Genomic DNA, 17,395 nt, shown 5'->3' with positions numbered 1-17,395 from the left:
GGGGGGGGGGGGGCACAACCGGCTCTTCCCCATGCCCAAGTTCCGCACCATGCGCACCGATACGCCGGACGTGGCCACCCATCTGCTGGAAGAGCCCGAGCGGTGGATCACGCCCCTGGGCCGGTTCCTGCGCCGCTCGAGCCTGGACGAGCTGCCCCAGCTCTGGAGCGTGCTCGTGGGCCAGATGAGCCTGGTGGGACCAAGGCCGGCCCTCTTCAACCAGGACGACCTGATCGCCCTCCGGACGCAGGCCGGCGTCCACCGCCTGCGGCCGGGCGTCACCGGCTGGGCCCAGATCAATGGCCGCGACGACCTGCCGATTCCGGAAAAGGTGCGCCTCGACGCCGACTATATGGCCCGCGCCAGCTTCGCCCTGGACCTGAAGATCATCCTCATCACCCTCCGCGCGGCGCTCAGCGCCCGCGGCGTATCGCACTGAGACCTGAGCGGGCGCTCAGTCGTCGAGGCCGGCGCTCAGGGGATCGTGTCCGGTCTGGGCCTCGACATGCCGCCGCTGGGCCTGGACACGCCGGCGCAGATCCTCGCCAGCGGGCCTCTCGGTCGAGACGTCTGATCTTGCCGCCGGGGTCTTTTGCGCGTCCGCGGGAGCGGGTTCGGCTTGCTTGTCGTGATGGCTCATCGTCACCTCCGTCAGGAGGCTACGCCCCAGGCCTCACGGCGGTTCCGTAGGCGGCTCAGCCTTCGAAGCCGACGAAGGTGGCGGCCTCGGACACCGGCTTGCGCTCGGAAACCACGGCGTTGGCGGGGAAGGTCTCGTCGGGCCAGCCCAGGGCGATGGACTTCATGATCACCTGATCGTCGGCGATGCCGGCGTGTTCGCGCACCACCGGCGACTGCATGATGCCCTGGCTGTTGATCACCGCCCCCAGGCCCCGGGACCAGGCGGCGTTCACCAGGGCCGTGGTCACCGCCCCGCAGTCGAAGGGGGTGTCGTCGCTGCCGTCGAGCACCTTGTCATAGGTGACGATGATGCAGACCGGCGCGTCGAACTGACGGAAGCCCCGCAGCACCCAGTCCTGGCGCTTGTCCTTGTCGTCGCGGGCGATGCCCATGGCGCCGAAAAGCTGCTTGGCCACGCCCACCTGGCGGTCCCGATGCTTGCCCTCGAAGGCTTGGCCCGTGCGGAATTCCCGCGACTGGGGCACGCCGGCCACCATGCGCTCGGTATTGCCCGCGCGGATGCGGTTCAGCGGCTCGCCGGTGATGACGTAGAAGTTCCAGGGCTGGGTGTTCATGGACGACGGCGCGCGCATGGCGAGCGTCAGGATCTCCTCGATCAGCTCCCGCGGAACGGGATCGGGCTTGTAGCCGCGGATGCTGCGGCGACCGAGGATGACGTCATCGAATTGCATGGGCATGGGTTCCGTTGGCGGCGCAGGCCTGACTCCCTGGCCTGCGAGGCGGCAGAACTGGCAGCTTTCCCGCCTCCCGCCAACCGCGACCTAAGGGAAAGATCACCGCGAGGCCGGGGGACCGATCCTCGCCTGGGGCGTTAGGCGGGAGCGTTCGGAGTTCCCGCCCTTGCCCCAGTCCACGCCTTCCCAGCTTGCCCGCCGCCTGCAGGATCGCCTGTCGGCCTGGTGGGCCGTGCAGTCCGCCCCTGACGGCCGCCGGGCCTGGGGGCGCCGCGGCGTGATCGGGGCGGGCGGCCTCGGCGCCGTCCTCCTGACGCTGGTGCTGATCCTGCTGCTGCTGGACTGGAACATGCTGCGCGGCCCGGTCTCGGCCTTCGCCTCGGCGCGCACGGGGCGCGACATCAGCATTGAGGGCCCGCTGTCGGTCCGTCCCTGGTCGCTCCGGCCCAGCGCCACCGTGCAGGGCCTGCGCATCGCCGATCCCGACTGGGCCGGCGAGGGGGACACCGCCACGGTGGAGCGCCTCACCGTACAGATGGAGATCCTGCCGCTGCTGCGCGGGCGCCAGATCCTGACCCGCCTGGAGCTGCATGGCGCCGACGTGCGCCTGCGCCGCGCCGCCGACGGACAGGTCAACTGGGACTTCTCGCCCGGTGATCGGGACGAGGGGCCCGCGCGCCTGCCGGCCATCCGCCGGTTCGTGGTCCAGGACGGCCGCCTGGCCTTGCGCGACGACGTGCGGGGGCTGAACTTCTCCGGCGAGGTTTCGGCCCGCGAAGGGGGCGGCGAGGCGGGCGCTCAGGGCTTCCGCCTACTGGGCGAGGGCCAGCTGAACGGCGAGGCCTTCCGCCTGCGGGCCCGCGGCGCGCCCCTGGTCAATCTCGATCCGGACGAGCCCTATGGCTTTGGCCTGGACATCACCGCCGGGCGAACGGAGATCACCGCCCGGGGCGCCCTGATGCGTCCCTTCGACTTCGGCCAGCTCAATCTGCGGCTGGAGGCGGCCGGGCCGGACCTGGCCTATCTCTACCAGCTGACCGGCCTGGCCTTCCCGAACACGCCCCCCTACCGCCTGGAAGGACGCCTGCGCCGTGACGAGCAGGTCTGGACCGTCACGGGCCTGGGCGGGCGCATCGGCGACAGCGATCTGGCGGGCGACCTGAAGGTGGACGTGCGGGGCGAACGGCCCCTGCTGACGGCCGAGCTCTCCTCCCGCGTGCTGGATTTCGACGACCTGGCGGCCCTCTTCGGCGGCGCGCCGTCCACCGCCGCGGGCGAGACGCTCGCCCCTCAGCAGGCGGCCATGGCCGCCAAGCTGCGGCAGGAGCGCCGCTACTTCCCCGACGCGCCCCTGGACGTGCGCCGCATCCGCTCCATGGACGCCGAGCTCACCTACCGCGCCGAGCGGATCGAGGCGCCGGACCTGCCCCTGCGCGGCGGCCGCCTGCGCCTCAGCCTGAAGGACGGGGTGCTCGACGCCCGCGAACTGGCCTTCACCCTGCCGCAGGGCGCCTTCGCCGGCCAGATCGTGCTGGACGCCCGCGAGGACACCCCCAGGACAAGCCTCGACATGCGGCTGACCGGGGCGCGGCTGGAGACCCTGCTGCCGGTCGGGGAGGGGCCAGCGCCCCTGTCCGGCGACCTGGTGGGCCGGGTGAAGCTGAGCGGGGCGGGCCTCTCGGTGCGCCAGACCATGGCCAGCGCCGACGGCGAGGTGCTGCTGGTGATCCCCCGGGGCGAGATCCGCGAGGCCTTCGCCGAACTGTTGGGGATCAATGTGACCCGCGGCCTCGGCCTTCTTCTCAGCGACGATCAGAGCCGCACCGAGGTCCGCTGCGCCGTGGCCCATTTCCGCGCAAGGAACGGCGTCATGCGCGCCGATCCCTTCATCTTCGACACCACGCCGGTGCTGGGGCAGGGCGCGGGCGAGATCAATCTCGGCGAGGAGCAGCTCGACCTGCGCATCGACGGCGAGCCCAAGGAGCCGCGCCTGGTGCGGCTGATGGCGCCGGTGACCGTCCGCGGCCCCTTCGCCGCGCCGCAGATCGGGGTGGAGACCGGCGCCGCCCTGGCCCAGGGCGGGCTTGGCCTGGCCCTGGGCGCCCTGGCCGCGCCCCTGGCCGCCCTGCTGCCCTTCGTCGATCCGGGCCTCGCCGAAGACGCCAACTGCGGCGCCCTGGTGGGGGAGGCGCGCCAGCAGGGGGCGCCGGCGGAGTGACATCGCCGGCCCGCCGGCTCAGTCCTGCGCGGAGCGGGCCTTGACGCTCGTCCCATCCCTCAAGGTCTGCGGCGGGAAGAGGACCACTTCATCGCCCTCGGCCAGCCCTGAGATCACCGGCCGATAGGGGCCGCTCGCCTCTCCCAGCTCCACGCCGACCCGCCGCGCCCGTCCGCCGTCCACGACGAAGACGCCCCAGCCCTGGGCGTCGCGCACCAGGGCCTCGACGGGCGCGCGCAGAGCCTGGGCCTCCTCGGCGATGATAACGCGGACATTTACGCGGTAGCCATGGCCCAGACGGGCGGCGGCGGCCGGATCGTCGAGCCGGACCACCACATTGGCGCGCTGCTCTTCCACCCCAAGCGCGGAGACCCGCAGGCGGGCGAAAGGCTCCACACGCTCCACCCTGCCGGCCAGGGGGGCGCCGCCCCAGTCTTCGATGCGGGCGCGGGCCCCGGCGGGAATGCGCACGGCGTCCTGGCTCAGGAATTCCCCCACCGCCTCGAGGTCGGTCGGATCGCCCAGCGTCAGAATGGGCGCGCCGGGCCCGACCACGGCCTCGCTGACCTGAAGACGTTCCAGGACCGCGCCGGAGATGGGGGCGCGGACGGCTTGACCGCCGGCCCCCTGTTCGCCCGGAACCAGGGTCGCGCGGGCGCGCCGCCATTCGGCCAGACGCGCCTCGTGGGCGGCCTTGGCGGCGGCGACCTGGGCGTTGGCCTGGTCCAGGGCGGCGGGGGCGGCGACCCGCTGCTCGGCCAGCCGCGCGACCCGCGCCTGTTCCCGGCGGGCCAGGGTCAGCTGCGCCAAGGCCTCATCCACCCCCGCGCGCGCCGCGCGGATGGCGGCGTCGGCCTGGCCGGCGCTCCGGGGGTCCAGGGGGGCCGCCGGGGCCGGGTCCAGGCGGGCCAGCACCTGGCCCCGCTCCACCCGGTCGCCGGGACGGACGTCCACCCGTGTGAGCGCCCCGCCCGCCGGGGCGGAGACCACGAACACGTCGCGCACCCGGATGACGCCTTCATCCACGACGTCCAGGACGACGGGGCCACGGTCGACCCGGGCTGTCTCCACCGGCGTGGCCGTCCGCAGGGTCGACAGGCCGGCGGCGGCGATCGCCACCAGGATGAACGCGCCGAGGGCGAGGGGCGCCAGGGGCCGGGTTTTGCGTGGGCTCGCCATGGTCAGCTCCGCGCCTTCAGGGTTTCGGTCATGGACAGGGCGTCCACGCCGCGTCGAACAAAGAGAGTGGCCAGGGCCGCGCAAACCATGACGAAGGCCACCGCGCCGGCATAGGCGGCGGGGTCGATCACCAGCTTGAGCGTGAAGAAGTCGGTCTCGAAGGCCCGCATCAACGCCCCGGCCAGGAGTCGGCCCAGCACGAGGCCGAGAGGGACGGCCAGCAAGGAGAGGATCGCCATCTCCGCCAGCAGCACCAGGGAACACTCGGTGCGGGTGAAGCCCAGGACCCGCAGGGTCGCCAGGTCTCGCGCCTGTTCGGCCAGGGTGACGCGGGCGGCGGAAAAGGCGACCCCGACCGCCATCAGACCGGCGAACACCCGAAACATCGTCGCCATCATTCCCACCCCCTGCTCGAACAGCGCCGTCTGCGAGGCGCGGGCGTCCCCGGCATAGGAGGCCGACACGATGGCCGGGATCTCGCGCACCGCGGCGTCCAGGGCCGGCCGGGCGCTGAGGTCGAGCAGGGCATGGGCGGCCGAAGCGCGGGGCGCTTCACCGAAGGCCCGCGCAAGGGCGTTGATCTCCATATAGGCCGCCCCGCCGACCCAGGTGTCGGCGATGGACACCACGCGGAGATTGCGCGCCAGCCTGCGCCCGTCGGTGGTCTCCACCCGGACCACGTCGCCGGCCCGCGCGCCCAGCTTCTCGGCCAACCGCCGCGACAGGGTGAGGCCGTCGCCGCGCACGGCGAGGGGCTGCAGGTCGGCGTCCAGCAGGCGGTTCAGGGTGGGGGTCTCCACCAGTCCGATGAGGCCTTCGCGCTCCCGCCGCCCTTCGAACAGAAAGACCGCCTCGCGCATTCGCACCGGCTCCGCCGTCATCACGCCCGGCAGGGCGGCCAGGTCATGCAGGACGCCCAGGCCGCGGGCTTCGGCGAAGGTGAAGGTGACCGACTGCCGGTTCACCTCTTCGAAGTTCACCCGGAGGAGCTGAGCCATCGAGGCGGGGAAGGTGGCGGCCATGACCAGCAAAGCCAGGGCCAGGGCGATTCCGACGACCGTGGCGCCGGCCCGCCGGGGAAAGCGCAGGATGCGGCGGGCGACGATGCGGCTGCGGGGGTCCATCCGACCGAGCAGCCGATCAACCGGGCCGGCGGCGCGGAAGGAGACCGGCGCCGGCGGGGCGAGGGCGACCGCCGGGGCCAGACGCGCCGCCTGGGAGACGGCGTGCGCTGCGCCCAGCAGACAGGCGCCGACGGCGGTGGCGACCGTCCAGAGCATGTCGGGCAGGGTCGGCGCATAGGCGAAGACCGGAAAGCGATAGACGTCCTGATAGAGCTCCCCCAGCGCCTGGCCGAGCAGCATGCCGCCCGCGACCGCGGCCAGGGCGCCGCACAGGGCGACCGCCAGGGCCAGTTTTCCGTAGTGCCAGCCGATAGTCGAGGAGCTGAAGCCGAACGATTTCAACAGGCCGATGGTGGCGCGCTCGGTGGCCACCAGCCGCGAAAGGGTCACATTCACCAGAAAGGCGGCGACCAGCAGGAAGGCCAGCGGCAGGGTGGCGGCCATGGTCCGCAGCTGCATCAGCTCCTCGCGGATGAAGCGGTCCGACAGCATGTGCTCCCGGCCGATGGCGCCCTGACCGCCATAGGGCGCCAGCACCGCGTCGATGGCGGCGATCACCGCGGCTGGACGGGCGTCGGGGGTCAGCCTGAGCGCGGCGTCGTTGAACGCCCCGTCCAGGTCCAGGGCGCGCGCCAGTCCCTCCCGTCCGATCCAGAGGATCGCGAAGCGATCCATCTGCGGGAAGAGCTCCCCTGGCGGGGCGAAGAAGATGAACTCCGGACTATCGGCGACCCCGACGATGGTGAGCTGCTCGCGACTTCCCCGGATGAGCGCCACCAGGGTGTCGCCCGGCGACAGTCCGTTCGCCTCGGCGAAGGCGCTGGAGATCAGAGCTTCGGTCAGGCGCCCAGGCTCCGGCCACCGACCCTGGCGCAGCGCCAGGTCGTTGACCGCCGGACGGCCCCGGGGCGGCAGGGAGAGCACCCTTGCCGAATAGGCGCCCTCCCGGCCCGGCAGGGTGAGGGCGGCGAAGCCCGACACCCGCGGCTCCACCGCCGCAACGCCCGGGATGTCGGCGAGGGTCTCTGCGAGACTGAGTGGCGCGCGCACGGCGGAGGCGGAGACGTCGGCCATGCGCTGGTTCTGGTAGAAGCCGTCCCGAGCCGTCTCCAGGGCGACGATCAGTCCGCCGGCCATCACCAGGGTCGAAAGGCCCGCGCCCAGCACCAGGACGGCGGCCAGCAGCTGGGGCCATAGGCGGGCCAAGTCCCGCAACAGCTTGCGATCAAGCCGGCTCACCAGTCGAGCTCCGAGGGCTTGGCGCGCACCGTGTTGCGTTCGAGGGCGCGGATGCGCCCATCGGCGAAGCGGATCACCCGGTCGGCCAACCGGGCGATGTCGGCATTGTGGGTGACCAGCAGGGTGGCCGCGCCCGTGGCCTGGTTGACCTGGGTCAGGGCGTCCAGGACCAGGATCCCCGTGGTGATGTCGAGGGCGCCCGTGGGCTCGTCGCACAGCAGCACGCTGGGGCGCTTGGCGATGGCCCGGGCGATCGCGACCCGCTGCTGTTCGCCGCCGGACAGCTGGGCGGGGAAGTGGTGCATGCGATTGGCGAGGCCCACCATTTCCAGCGCCTCTCCCGGCGGCAGGGGATTGGTCGCCACCTCGCCCACCAGTTCCACGTTTTCAAAGGCGGTGAGGCTCGGGATGAGATTGTAGAACTGGAAGACGAAGCCCACGTGCCGGCGTCGGAACTGGGTGAGGGCGCGTTCGTCGAAGTGGGCGATGTCGGCGCCGCGGAACAGCGCCTGGCCGCTGCTGGGCTGGTCCAGGCCGCCGAGAATATTGAGCAGGGTGGACTTGCCCGACCCAGACGGCCCCAGGAGGACGATCAGCTCGCCTTCGGCGATCTCCAGGTCCACGCCGCGCAGCGCCGTCACCGCCGAGGCGCCTTCCCCATAGACCTTGGTCAGGTCGTTCAGCGAGAAGACCGGCGCAAGGCTCATTGGGGTCGCAGCCGCGTCTTCGCCTGCAAGATCAAGATCCTTCGTCGCCCGCTCCGTCCGCGCCACCGAGCCCGTCGGCCTCGGTCGCTGGAGGCACCATAGCGCGGCGGCCGCGCGCGGCGCTGATCCTTGTCAAACCTCCTCGGCCCTCCGTGGCGGCGCGACGGGGGCGCGCCGACTGAACCGCAGGCGAGGCGGCCCGTTCTGCGGCAGGTGGCTCGTGGCGCCCGACGTTTCACCGCCCTGGACGCCGGAGCTGAAACTCGTCAGATTTTCAGACACATCAGATGCAGGAGGCGCGATGCGCTCCCCGATTTCCTCCGCCGCGGTCGCCGTGGCCGTCGTCTTGACCTCGGGCCTGCTGGGCGCGGCCATCGCCCAGACGCCGGCCGGCAAGGCAGTGGAAAGCCGTCAGGCCGGCTTCAAGCAGATCGGGGCGGCGTTCAAGACGGTCAATGACCAGTTGCGCGGCAACAACCCGGACTGGTCCCGGCTGACGCCGGCGGCGGAACGGCTGGGCGCTCACGCCCAGCAGTTGCCCACCTGGTTCCCCAAGGGCAGCGGCGCGGAGGCCGGGGTGAAGACCGCCGCCCGGCCGGAGATCTGGACCGACGCGGCCGGCTTCGCCGACGCCGCCAGCCGGCTTGCCCGGGAGACCGAGGCGCTGAAGGTCGCCGTCGCCGCCAAGGACGTCGAGGCGGCGCGGCGCGGCGCACGGGCGACGGGTCAGGCCTGCGCCGCCTGCCACGATCAGTACCGCCTGAAGGACTGAGCCTCGGCGCGCCGGAACGAAAAAGGGCGCTGCAGGAGGTCCCGCAGCGCCCCGATCCATCCGCCAGGCGACGAGACCTAGTTGTCCCGCAGCCAGGCGACGATGGTTTCGGCGGCCTCTTCCGGGGACATGGCGGTGGTGTCCACCACGATCTCGGCGTTCTCCGGCGCCTCATAGGGGGAGTCGATGCCGGTGAAGTTCTTCAGCTGGCCCGAGCGGGCCTTGGCGTAGAGGCCCTTCACGTCGCGCTGCTCGGCCACGGCCAGGGGGGTGGAGACATAGACCTCCACGAATTCCCCGTCCTCCATCAGCTCGCGGGCCATCCGGCGCTCCGCCCGGAAGGGCGAGATGAAGGAAACGAGCGTGATCAGGCCCGCATCCACCATCAGCTTGGCCACCTCGGCGACCCGGCGGATGTTCTCCACCCGGTCTTCCTCGGTGAAGCCCAGGTCCTTGTTCAGCCCGTGGCGGACATTGTCGCCGTCCAGCAGATAGGTGTGCCGGCCGTCGGCCTGCATCCGCTTTTCCACCAGATTGGCGATGGTCGACTTGCCGGCGCCCGACAGGCCCGTGAGCCAGACCACGCGGCCCTTCTGGCCCTTCTGGGCGGCGCGGGAGGCCTTGGAGACATCGGTGGCCTGCCAGTGGATGTTCTGGCTGCGCCGCAGGGCGAAGTGGAGCATGCCCGCGCTCACCGTCCGGTTGGTGATCCGGTCGATGAGGATGAAGCCGCCCAGGGTGTGGTTGTCGGCATAGGCGTCGAAGGCGATGGGAGCGTCCACCGACAGGTTGCAGACGCCGATCTCGTTCAGCTCCAGCCGCTTGGCGGCCAGCTGTTCAAGGGTGTTCACATTCACCTTGTATTTGGGCTCGGTGATGCTGGCGCCCACCATGCGGGCGCCGATCTTCATCAGATAGGGCCGGCCGGGCAGCATGGCCTCGTCGTCCATCCACACGATGGTGGACTCGAACTGGTCGGCCACCTCCGGCGGCTGGCCGGCCACCGACAGCACGTCGCCGCGGCTGATGTCGATCTCGTCCTTCAGGGTGATGGTCACCGACTGGCCGGCCACCGCCCGGGGCAGGTCGCCGGTCATGGTGACGATCCGCTCCACGGTGCTCTCGCGGCCGGACGGCAGGGCCTTGACCTTGTCGCCGGGGGCGATGACGCCCGAGGCCACGAGGCCGGAGAAGCCGCGGAAGTCGAGATTGGGGCGGTTCACCCACTGGACCGGCATGCGGAACGGCTTTTCCCGCAGGTCGTCTTCGACCTCCAGGGCCTCCAGATGGGCCATGAGCGGCGGGCCCGCGTACCAGGGCGCCTTGTCGCTCTTCTCGGTGATGTTGTCGCCCTTGAGCGCCGACATCGGGATGGCGGTGAAGGCCTTGATCCCCACCTGGGCGGCAAAGTCGTGGTACTCGGCCAGGATGGTGTCGAACACCTCCTGGTTCCAGCCCACCAGGTCCATCTTGTTGACCGCCACGACGACGTGGCGGATGCCCAGCAGATTGACCAGATAGGAGTGGCGCCGCGTCTGGGTCAGCACGCCCTTGCGCGCGTCGATCAGGATGATGGCCGCGTCCGCCGTAGAGGCGCCGGTGACCATGTTGCGGGTGTACTGTTCGTGCCCGGGGGTGTCGGCGACGATGAACTTGCGCTTGTCGGTGGAGAAGAAGCGATAGGCCACGTCGATGGTGATGCCTTGCTCGCGCTCGGCGGCCAGGCCGTCCACCAGCAGGGCGAAGTCGATGTCGCCCCCTTGGGTGCCGACCTTCTTGGAGTCGGCTTCCAGGGCGGCCATCTGGTCCTCGAAGATCATCTTCGAGTCATAGAGCAGGCGGCCGATCAGGGTGGACTTGCCGTCGTCCACCGACCCGCAGGTCAGGAAGCGCAGCAGGCTCTTGTGTTCGTGGGCCTTGAGATAGGCCTCGATATCCTCGGCGATGAGGGCGGACTGGTGAGCCATCAGAAGTAACCCTCTTGCTTCTTCTTCTCCATCGAGGCGGCCTGGTCGTGGTCGATGACCCGGCCCTGGCGCTCCGAGGTGGTGGTGAGCAGCATTTCCTGGATGATCTCGGGCAGGGTGGCCGCGGTGCTTTCCACCGCCCCGGTGAGGGGATAGCAACCCAGGGTGCGGAAACGCACCGAGCGCATCATCGGCGTTTCGCCGGGCCGCAGGGGCATCCGCTCGTCATCGACCATGATGAGCGTGCCGTCGCGCTCCACCACCGGCCGCTCGGCCGAGAAGTAGAGGGGCACGATGGGGATGTTCTCCAGGTGGATGTATTGCCAGATGTCCAGCTCGGTCCAGTTGGAGATCGGGAAGACCCGGATGCTCTCGCCCTTGTTCTTGCGGACGTTATAGAGGTCCCACAGTTCGGGCCGCTGGTTCTTGGGGTCCCAGCGGTGCTGGGCCGAGCGGAAGGAGAAGACGCGCTCCTTGGCGCGGGACTTCTCCTCGTCGCGGCGGGCGCCGCCGAAGGCCGCGTCGAAACCGTACTTGTCCAGCGCCTGCTTCAGGCCCTCGGTCTTCCACATGTCGGTGTGCAGGGCCGAGCCGTGCTCGAAGGGATTGATGCCGCGCTCCAACGCCTCGGGGTTGCGGTGGACCAAAAGCTCGAAGCCCAATTCCTTGGCCATGCGCTCGCGCATCTCGTACATGGCCTTGAACTTCCACGTGGTGTCCACGTGTAGAAGCGGGAAGGGCGGCTTGGAGGGGTAGAAGGCCTTGGCCGCAAGGTGCAGCATCACCGCGGAGTCCTTGCCCACCGAATAGAGCATGACGGGGCGTTCGGCCTCCGCAACCACCTCCCGCATGATGTGGATGCTCTCCGCCTCAAGGCGCTGCAGGTGGGTAAGTGTCCCGGCGGCCTCTGCGATATTAGCAATCGAGCCCTTGTCTGGGAGCGTCATGGCTAGCCTTAAGTTAGGTTTTCTAAAACTCGGACATCGTACTGGCGCGGTCTTAACTCGATCGGCCAAGGGGCGAACACTGAGCCTGAGCCCCACGGACTTAGGTCCATGGCTATGGCGAGGCAATATTAGATCGTGATCAAATCTGTCAAAGTTGGCGACAGAGGGCATAGAATTTCTAACGCCATGGAGAGTGCCTCTGAGCCTCGACGTTCAGCGGCGGCGATCGGGGCAAGAGAAGCCCACCGCTGCAGATCTTTGGCTGCTGTCGGCAGCGCCGCCGAGACGTCGGGCGCATAGCGACGAGAGGATCGTGGCGTCCTAGTACCCAGGCGATGGCGCCGTCGCCGTCTGACTTGGCTGCCGAGAACGCTCGGCTGAAGCCGGAGAACGACCCACTTCGAGCAGAGGAGCGCGCCCCAGGAGCTGATGACCAGCATGCTGTTCGGCCATTAGAGCACCGCAAAATGAAGGATTCGGCTCGTTGCCGGGTCCGTTAGATCTGCTCTGCGGCAAGGTCGTAGCCGTACGTGAGAGGCCCTGCGGAACGGTCAGGTTGGGCTCATATCAGCGGCTGGGAGCGTCCGGTCTTCGGCAGGGTGCGCTGGCCCGCTAACGAAGCGAAGCCCCACGCCGCCGGTAAACGCCGCCGGTGATTTTGGGCAACCCTTAATAAGCCGCCTTGAGGCACGCTAAGCAAGCGCTGCGGAATTTTAGCAGAAAAATTCGCTGCTAATTATCCGCAGCTATTAATTAGTGGCCCGGTTCGCGGGCGGATCTTCGATCGGCGAGCAAAGCGCGCATCCGCTTCCCCGGCTGAAATTCGCCCCGCTAACTATGCGCAGCCCTTCGTTGGACGAAAAAATCGGATACAATTAATTGCTACGCATAATTGGAGCGAGATTCGTGAGCGAGCCGGCAACACCGAAATCGGATCGTGCAGGGCGCTATGTACGTCAACCGAGTGGATATTCCGCATTTATCCCGCGGCAGCTGCCGCCCGAGCCAGCTCTGAATTTCGATGACGAGATGCAGACGCTACTATCTCGCGCGGATCGCGCACTCGGCCGCCTGGACGGCTCGATCCAGACTCTGCCCAATCCTGACCTCTTCGTGCTGATGTATATCCGCAAGGAAGCTGTGCTCTCTAGCCAGATCGAGGGCACGAAATCATCCCTCGCTGACGTACTCGAGGTCGAGGCCAGCGTCTTCGATCCGCATCATCCGAGCGACGTCGGTGAAGTGCTCAACTACGTCGCGGCGATGAACTACGGCCTGAAGCGACTCGAGGACCTCCCACTCTGCATCCGCTTGGTAAAGGAGATTCATAACGAGTTGCTGCATGACGTCCGGGGGCGGGAGAAGAATCCTGGAGAGGTACGGAAATCGCAGAACTGGATCGGGCCAGGCGGTTGCACCTTGCAGACCGCAACTTTCGTTCCGCCGCCACCGCACGAGGTGATGAACGCGCTCGGCGATCTCGAGACCTTCATGCACTCCAGCGTCCATCTTCCGGCGCTTGTGAAGATCGGCCTGATCCACGCACAGTTCGAAACTATCCACCCATTCCTAGATGGCAATGGCCGCGTGGGCCGGCTGCTGATCACCTTCCTGCTGATGCAGAACGAAATCCTGCGGAAGCCCGTCCTCTACATCTCACATTATTTTAAACGCAATCGGACCGAATATTACGAACGCCTCCAGGCCGTACGCGACCGCGGCGAATGGGAGGCCTGGATCAAGTTCTTCCTGGCCGGGATCGCCACTGTCAGCCTTGAAGCCACTGAAACCGCGCGCGCTATCGTCGGCCTGCGCGAGCGTCACCGGAGCTTGGTGACGGAGCGCTTCGGTCGGGCCGCCGGCAATGGGCTGATCATCTTGGAGACCCTATTCCGCAGCCCGATTGTGACGGTCGGATCGGTCCAAAAGCGCCTGGGCATCACCTATCCACCCGCCAATGGCTTGGTGCAGCGGTTCGTGGACGCGGGCATCCTGTTCGAGGTGACGGGGCAGGAGCGGTACCGCATCTACCAGTACAGCCCCTACATCAACCTCTTCGCCGACAACCGGGAAGAGCCTCTAGTCAATCACGGGCCATCACCGGGATGACCCTATTGGGATCCTCCCGAGTTTCAGTGGACACCCACGCTATGCTTTTGAGCCTGGAGAGGAGTGTTCGATGAGCGGTACGCGTCGGGTGTCTCCAAAGTCGTTCAAGCGCGAGGCGGTGGACCGTGTGGCCACGAGCGGGCTGGCAGCCGCTGGACGGCCTGCACCGGATCATCAACCGACTAAATCGACGCCATCGGCGCAGAGCAGCCATGCAACAGCTAGAGGTCGTTAGCGTGGTCGGGCCGCTGCAGGCTGTTCAGAGGTTACACCCGTCAGGGTGAAGCCGGTCGGGGCGCGGTCCTCATCATGGCCGGGATGATAGGGATCGATGTGGACCTCGACCGATCCAGAGGGCTGAGCGCCGCAATCTACTTGGTAGGCATCGGCGATCCGACCGAAGGCCATCTTGCTCGACTGTCCCAGGCGGTGTGAAACCGGCCGCGAGCCGTCCGCGCACCGCAGCCGGCTGATGTAGATGTAGGAGGCGCGGATGCTGCCGAGGCGGACAGGGTTCTCAGCGCTTCCGAGCGGGTGGGCGGTGGCGGCCTTCAACAGGGCCTGCAACTCTTCGCCCTCAGGGAACTTCGGCAAAGGTGCGCCGATCAGGTCGGCCAGGGATTGAGCTTCACTCTGAGCGCTCGCAGGTCCGGCGCGAGCGAGGAAGGCGACCAGGGCGGTCAAGACCACGGCTTGGGCGACAGGCTTGGTTCGCACGGTCATTTTGCTCGCTCGGATCGTCTAAGGACGCCGAGCAACGTAGCGTAGAACACGGACGAGGGAAGCGACCTACGGTGCCGAGCGCGGGTCTGAGCTGCGCCGTTCGGCAATGGGCGGCGGACAGCCACTGTGCGCTGCTGCATGGCGACACGCTTGGCTTCCGCTTCACGTTCGCCGCCGAGCAACTCGACGTCCGGGGTTGGGTGGTCGATTTCGGATCGGATGGTTTTCGGGCGCATTCGGGAGTGGCTGCACGACGTCTTTGATCGCGCCCTCCTGGTGGCCGAAGACGATCGGGCGAGGTGCGAATTCGATCGGCTGGGATCGTGTCCCAAGCCGTCAGGTCGCCGCAGGCCGGCTGGGCTGGAGCAGGCGTGAGGCTCGAGCCGCGCTTCTCGCAAGCATGGACGGCGTGAGGGGCCGTCCCAAGCGGACACAATGCGCGATCGTGCAAGACGCCATAACGGTCGAAATGACGGGTTGGGGCCGCTCGCGGCCCGGTCTTCGGGCAACAGATCAGAAACGGGGGCCAGGTCAATGGGGAAAGATCACCATTCTCCATGTCCGAAAACCGCGAGACATCCCGGTCGGCCTAGGGAATGGTCGGGCGATGGATCTGGATGACGACGCCTGTTACCGCGCGCTCAGCGCCCGCGACCCGCGACTGGACGGAAGCTTGTTTGTGGGCGTGCGCACCACTGGCGTCTATTGCCGGCCCATATGCCCGGCGCGCACGCCGCTCCGGCGCAATGTGACCTTCTTCGGCTCGGCGACCGCGGCCCAGGACGCGGGCTTCCGGCCCTGCCTGCGCTGTCGGCCGGAGTCTTCGCCGGACCTGGCGGCCTGGCGGGGCAGTTCCAGCACAGTGAGCCGCGCCCTATCGCTGATCGAGGACGGCGCCCTGGACGAGGGCGATGTGGAAGCCCTGGCCGAGCGCCTTGGCATGGGGGGGCGTCAGCTGCGCCGGCTGTTCAAGACCCATCTGGGCGCCTCGCCGGTGGGGGTGGCCCAGACCCGACGGGTGCTGCTGGCCAAGCAGCTCATCCAGGAGACGCATCTGCCCATGGGCGAGGTGGCGCTGGCTGCCGGCTTCGGCAGCGTGCGGCGGTTCAACGAAACCTTCCAGCAGCTCTATGGCCGCCCGCCGCTCGCCCTGCGCCGGAGCAGGGGGGCAGCGTCGATGGAGGGCGGGGTGAGCTTAAACCTCGCTTACCGCCCGCCCTATGACTGGGACATGGTGCTGGATTTCCTCCGTGCCCGGGCCATTCCCGGCGTGGAGCAGGTGGATGGCGACGCCTATGCCCGCACCTTGCGGATCGGCCAGGAGGCCGGCTCTGTGCGTGTGGCGCCTGGGCGGGGGGCGAGCCTTTCGGTGAGCGTGCGCTTCCCGACCCTGAGGGCCTTGCCGCAGGTGATCGCCCGGGTCCGCCGGGTGTTCGATCTCGCCGCCGATCCGGACCGCATCGGGGCGCACCTGTCCTCAGATCCCCTGCTGGCGCCGCTGGTGGCGGCCCGGCCCGGCCTGCGGGCGCCGGGCGCCTGGGAGGGGTTCGAGCTGGCGGTGCGCGCCATCCTTGGCCAGCAGATCAGCGTGGCGGCCGCCCGCAATCTGGCCAGCCGGCTCAGCCAGTCGCACGGGGCGCCGCTCGCCGAACCCCTGACCCTGCCGGGCCTCACCCACCTGTTTCCGACGCCAGAGGCCCTTGCCGCCCTGGACCCGGCCACCCTGCCCATGCCCGGCGCCCGGGCCCGCGCCCTGGTGGGCCTGGCCCAGGCCGCCGCCGCCGACCCGCTGCTGTTCAGCCCGCGGGGCTCTTTGGAGGCCGCGGTGGCGAGGCTGAAGGCCCTGCCGGGGATCGGGGAATGGACCGCCCAATACATCGCCCTGCGCCAGCTGCGGGAGCCGGACGCCTTTCCCCATGGCGACATCGCCCTGATGCGCGCCCTGGCCGATGAGGCCGGGGTGCGGCCCAGCCCTGCTGAACTGGCCCGTCGGGCCGAGGCCTGGCGCCCGTGGCGCGCCTATGCCGCCCTTCATCTGTGGACGGCCGACGCCCAGGCGCCGTCCGCTCCCGCGCCAAGCCGCAAGGACACTGCAGCATGACCGCTCCGCCGCCTGTACGCCTGTTCCGCGCCCCGCTCGCCACCCCGCTCGGTGACGCCGCCCTGGTCTTTGACGGCGAGGGCCGGCTGCGCGCCTTCGACTGGGAGAGCCATGAGAGCCGCATGCTGCGCCTGCTGGCCCGGCAACAGCGCGCGGCGAGCCTGGAGCCCGCGCCCGCGCCCGCAGCCCTGATCGAGCCGTTCGAGCGCTACTTCTCCGGTGAGCTCACCGCCCTGGCCGCCGTGCCCTGGACCCTGGGCGGCACCGCCTTCCAGCAGGCGGTGTGGCGCGCCCTGACGGACATTCCGCCGGGCCGCACGGAGAGCTATGGCGCGCTCGCCGCCCGGATCGGCGCGCCCAAGGCCGTGCGGGCGGTGGGCCTGGCCAACGGCGCCAACCCCTTGGGGCTGGTGGTCCCCTGCCACCGGGTGATCGGCGCCAATGGCAGTCTCACCGGCTATGGGGGCGGGCTGGAGCGCAAGCTCTGGCTGCTGCGCCACGAGGGCGTGGAAAGTGTCGGGACCCGCGTGGACCTTGGCCAGCCGTTTCTCTTCGGCGCCTGAGGGCCGGGAGAGGCGAGGGGCGCCGTCAGGTCTGGGACAGGCTGAGGACATTGCCGTCGGGATCGTTGAACCAGGCGACCTTGGCCTTCCCGTCCGGCGAGGTCCAGACGCCGAGGTCGTCCTGGCCCAGACCCTCGTAAATGGTGAACTTCACGCCCCGCTCCCCCAGGGCTCGGGCCGCAACGGCGATGTCTTGAACGTCCCAGCCGAACACCGGGTGGGGGTGCGGCTTGTAGTCCGGCAAGGCCGTAAGGCGGACAAGGGTCTCCCCCGCTTCCAGAAAATCACCATGTTCGTCGCTGCTGCGCACCGCAAGCCCTAGGAGCTGTGGACTCTTAGGATTCCCACTGGGTCCGAAGCGTGATTCAAG

The 17,395-nt window shown here is 69.1% G+C and carries 16 protein-coding genes; 7 read left to right on the top strand and 9 right to left on the bottom strand.

The annotated features are described in order from the left end of the window. The coding region (locus V7D28_RS07655; RefSeq protein WP_333586786.1) for a sugar transferase at window positions 1-439 on the top strand (439 nt) is incomplete at its 5' end. 15 nt (window positions 440-454) lie between these two features. Here V7D28_RS07655 and V7D28_RS07650 read toward each other — a convergent pair. After that, window positions 455-640 (bottom strand): hypothetical protein, encoded by a 186-nt coding sequence (locus tag V7D28_RS07650; RefSeq protein ID WP_333586785.1) that lies wholly within the window; start codon window positions 638-640, stop codon window positions 455-457. A 55-nt stretch (window positions 641-695) separates the two neighbouring features. After that, complete coding sequence (locus V7D28_RS07645) at window positions 696-1,373, bottom strand: nitroreductase (RefSeq protein ID WP_333586784.1); 678 nt, start codon at window positions 1,371-1,373, stop codon at window positions 696-698. A gap of 169 nt (window positions 1,374-1,542) precedes the next feature. Between V7D28_RS07645 and V7D28_RS07640 the strand changes: the two genes are divergently transcribed. Beyond that, the gene (locus V7D28_RS07640; protein WP_333586783.1) at window positions 1,543-3,594 is read left to right on the top strand and encodes an AsmA family protein; all 2,052 of its coding nucleotides are present in this window, start codon (window positions 1,543-1,545) and stop codon (window positions 3,592-3,594) included. Window positions 3,595-3,612: 18 nt separating this feature from the next. Here the strand turns inward: V7D28_RS07640 and V7D28_RS07635 are convergent, their stop codons facing one another. Genes V7D28_RS07635 through V7D28_RS07625 form a run of 3 tightly spaced genes read right to left on the bottom strand, consistent with a single transcriptional unit; the run spans window position 3,613 to window position 7,843 of the window. Next, window positions 3,613-4,773 (bottom strand): efflux RND transporter periplasmic adaptor subunit, encoded by a 1,161-nt coding sequence (locus V7D28_RS07635; protein WP_333586782.1) that lies wholly within the window; start codon window positions 4,771-4,773, stop codon window positions 3,613-3,615. A 2-nt stretch (window positions 4,774-4,775) separates the two neighbouring features. Next, window positions 4,776-7,136 (bottom strand): ABC transporter permease, encoded by a 2,361-nt coding sequence (locus V7D28_RS07630; RefSeq protein ID WP_333586781.1) that lies wholly within the window; start codon window positions 7,134-7,136, stop codon window positions 4,776-4,778. Next, window positions 7,133-7,843 carry an ABC transporter ATP-binding protein gene (locus V7D28_RS07625; protein ID WP_333586780.1) on the bottom strand — a complete coding sequence of 237 codons (711 nt, stop codon included), beginning with the start codon at window positions 7,841-7,843 and terminating at the stop codon, window positions 7,133-7,135. The genes V7D28_RS07630 and V7D28_RS07625 overlap by 4 nt, the downstream gene beginning before the upstream one ends. Window positions 7,844-8,144: 301 nt before the next feature. On the opposite strand from V7D28_RS07625, the gene V7D28_RS07620 reads away from it, so the two are divergent. Beyond that, window positions 8,145-8,615, top strand: coding sequence for a c-type cytochrome (locus V7D28_RS07620; RefSeq protein WP_333586779.1), 471 nt, complete (start codon window positions 8,145-8,147; stop codon window positions 8,613-8,615). A gap of 77 nt (window positions 8,616-8,692) precedes the next feature. Here V7D28_RS07620 and cysN read toward each other — a convergent pair whose 3' ends face one another. Further along, entirely contained in the window at window positions 8,693-10,582 is a 1,890-nt protein-coding gene (gene cysN / locus V7D28_RS07615) for a sulfate adenylyltransferase subunit CysN (RefSeq protein WP_333586778.1), read from the bottom strand. Then, window positions 10,582-11,529, bottom strand: coding sequence for a sulfate adenylyltransferase subunit CysD (cysD, locus tag V7D28_RS07610; protein WP_333586777.1), 948 nt, complete (start codon window positions 11,527-11,529; stop codon window positions 10,582-10,584). The genes cysN and cysD overlap by 1 nt, the downstream gene beginning before the upstream one ends. Window positions 11,530-12,435: 906 nt before the next feature. Here cysD and V7D28_RS07605 point away from each other — a divergent pair. Next, window positions 12,436-13,638, top strand: coding sequence for a Fic family protein (locus V7D28_RS07605; RefSeq protein ID WP_333586776.1), 1,203 nt, complete (start codon window positions 12,436-12,438; stop codon window positions 13,636-13,638). A gap of 231 nt (window positions 13,639-13,869) precedes the next feature. Here the strand turns inward: V7D28_RS07605 and V7D28_RS07600 are convergent, their stop codons facing one another. After that, window positions 13,870-14,361 carry a hypothetical protein gene (locus V7D28_RS07600; RefSeq protein ID WP_333586775.1) on the bottom strand — a complete coding sequence of 164 codons (492 nt, stop codon included), beginning with the start codon at window positions 14,359-14,361 and terminating at the stop codon, window positions 13,870-13,872. Window positions 14,362-14,432: 71 nt separating this feature from the next. On the opposite strand from V7D28_RS07600, the gene V7D28_RS07595 reads away from it, so the two are divergent. The 3 genes from V7D28_RS07595 (at window position 14,433) to V7D28_RS07585 (ending at window position 17,025) form a co-directional block, all read left to right on the top strand. Further along, complete coding sequence (locus tag V7D28_RS07595) at window positions 14,433-14,624, top strand: 6-carboxytetrahydropterin synthase (RefSeq protein ID WP_333586774.1); 192 nt, start codon at window positions 14,433-14,435, stop codon at window positions 14,622-14,624. A 344-nt stretch (window positions 14,625-14,968) separates the two neighbouring features. Further along, the gene (locus V7D28_RS07590; protein ID WP_333586773.1) at window positions 14,969-16,462 is read left to right on the top strand and encodes an AlkA N-terminal domain-containing protein; all 1,494 of its coding nucleotides are present in this window, start codon (window positions 14,969-14,971) and stop codon (window positions 16,460-16,462) included. Next, the gene (locus V7D28_RS07585) at window positions 16,459-17,025 is read left to right on the top strand and encodes a methylated-DNA--[protein]-cysteine S-methyltransferase (RefSeq protein WP_333586772.1); all 567 of its coding nucleotides are present in this window, start codon (window positions 16,459-16,461) and stop codon (window positions 17,023-17,025) included. The genes V7D28_RS07590 and V7D28_RS07585 overlap by 4 nt, the downstream gene beginning before the upstream one ends. A gap of 25 nt (window positions 17,026-17,050) precedes the next feature. On the opposite strand, the gene V7D28_RS07580 is transcribed toward V7D28_RS07585, so the two are convergent. Further along, window positions 17,051-17,335 (bottom strand): VOC family protein, encoded by a 285-nt coding sequence (locus tag V7D28_RS07580; RefSeq protein WP_333586771.1) that lies wholly within the window; start codon window positions 17,333-17,335, stop codon window positions 17,051-17,053. Between the last annotated feature and the right edge of the window lie 60 nt (window positions 17,336-17,395).

Source organism: Phenylobacterium sp., assembly GCF_036723115.1.
Taxonomy (GTDB): domain Bacteria; phylum Pseudomonadota; class Alphaproteobacteria; order Caulobacterales; family Caulobacteraceae; genus Phenylobacterium.
This window is presented reverse-complemented; position numbering and strand designations above follow the sequence as displayed.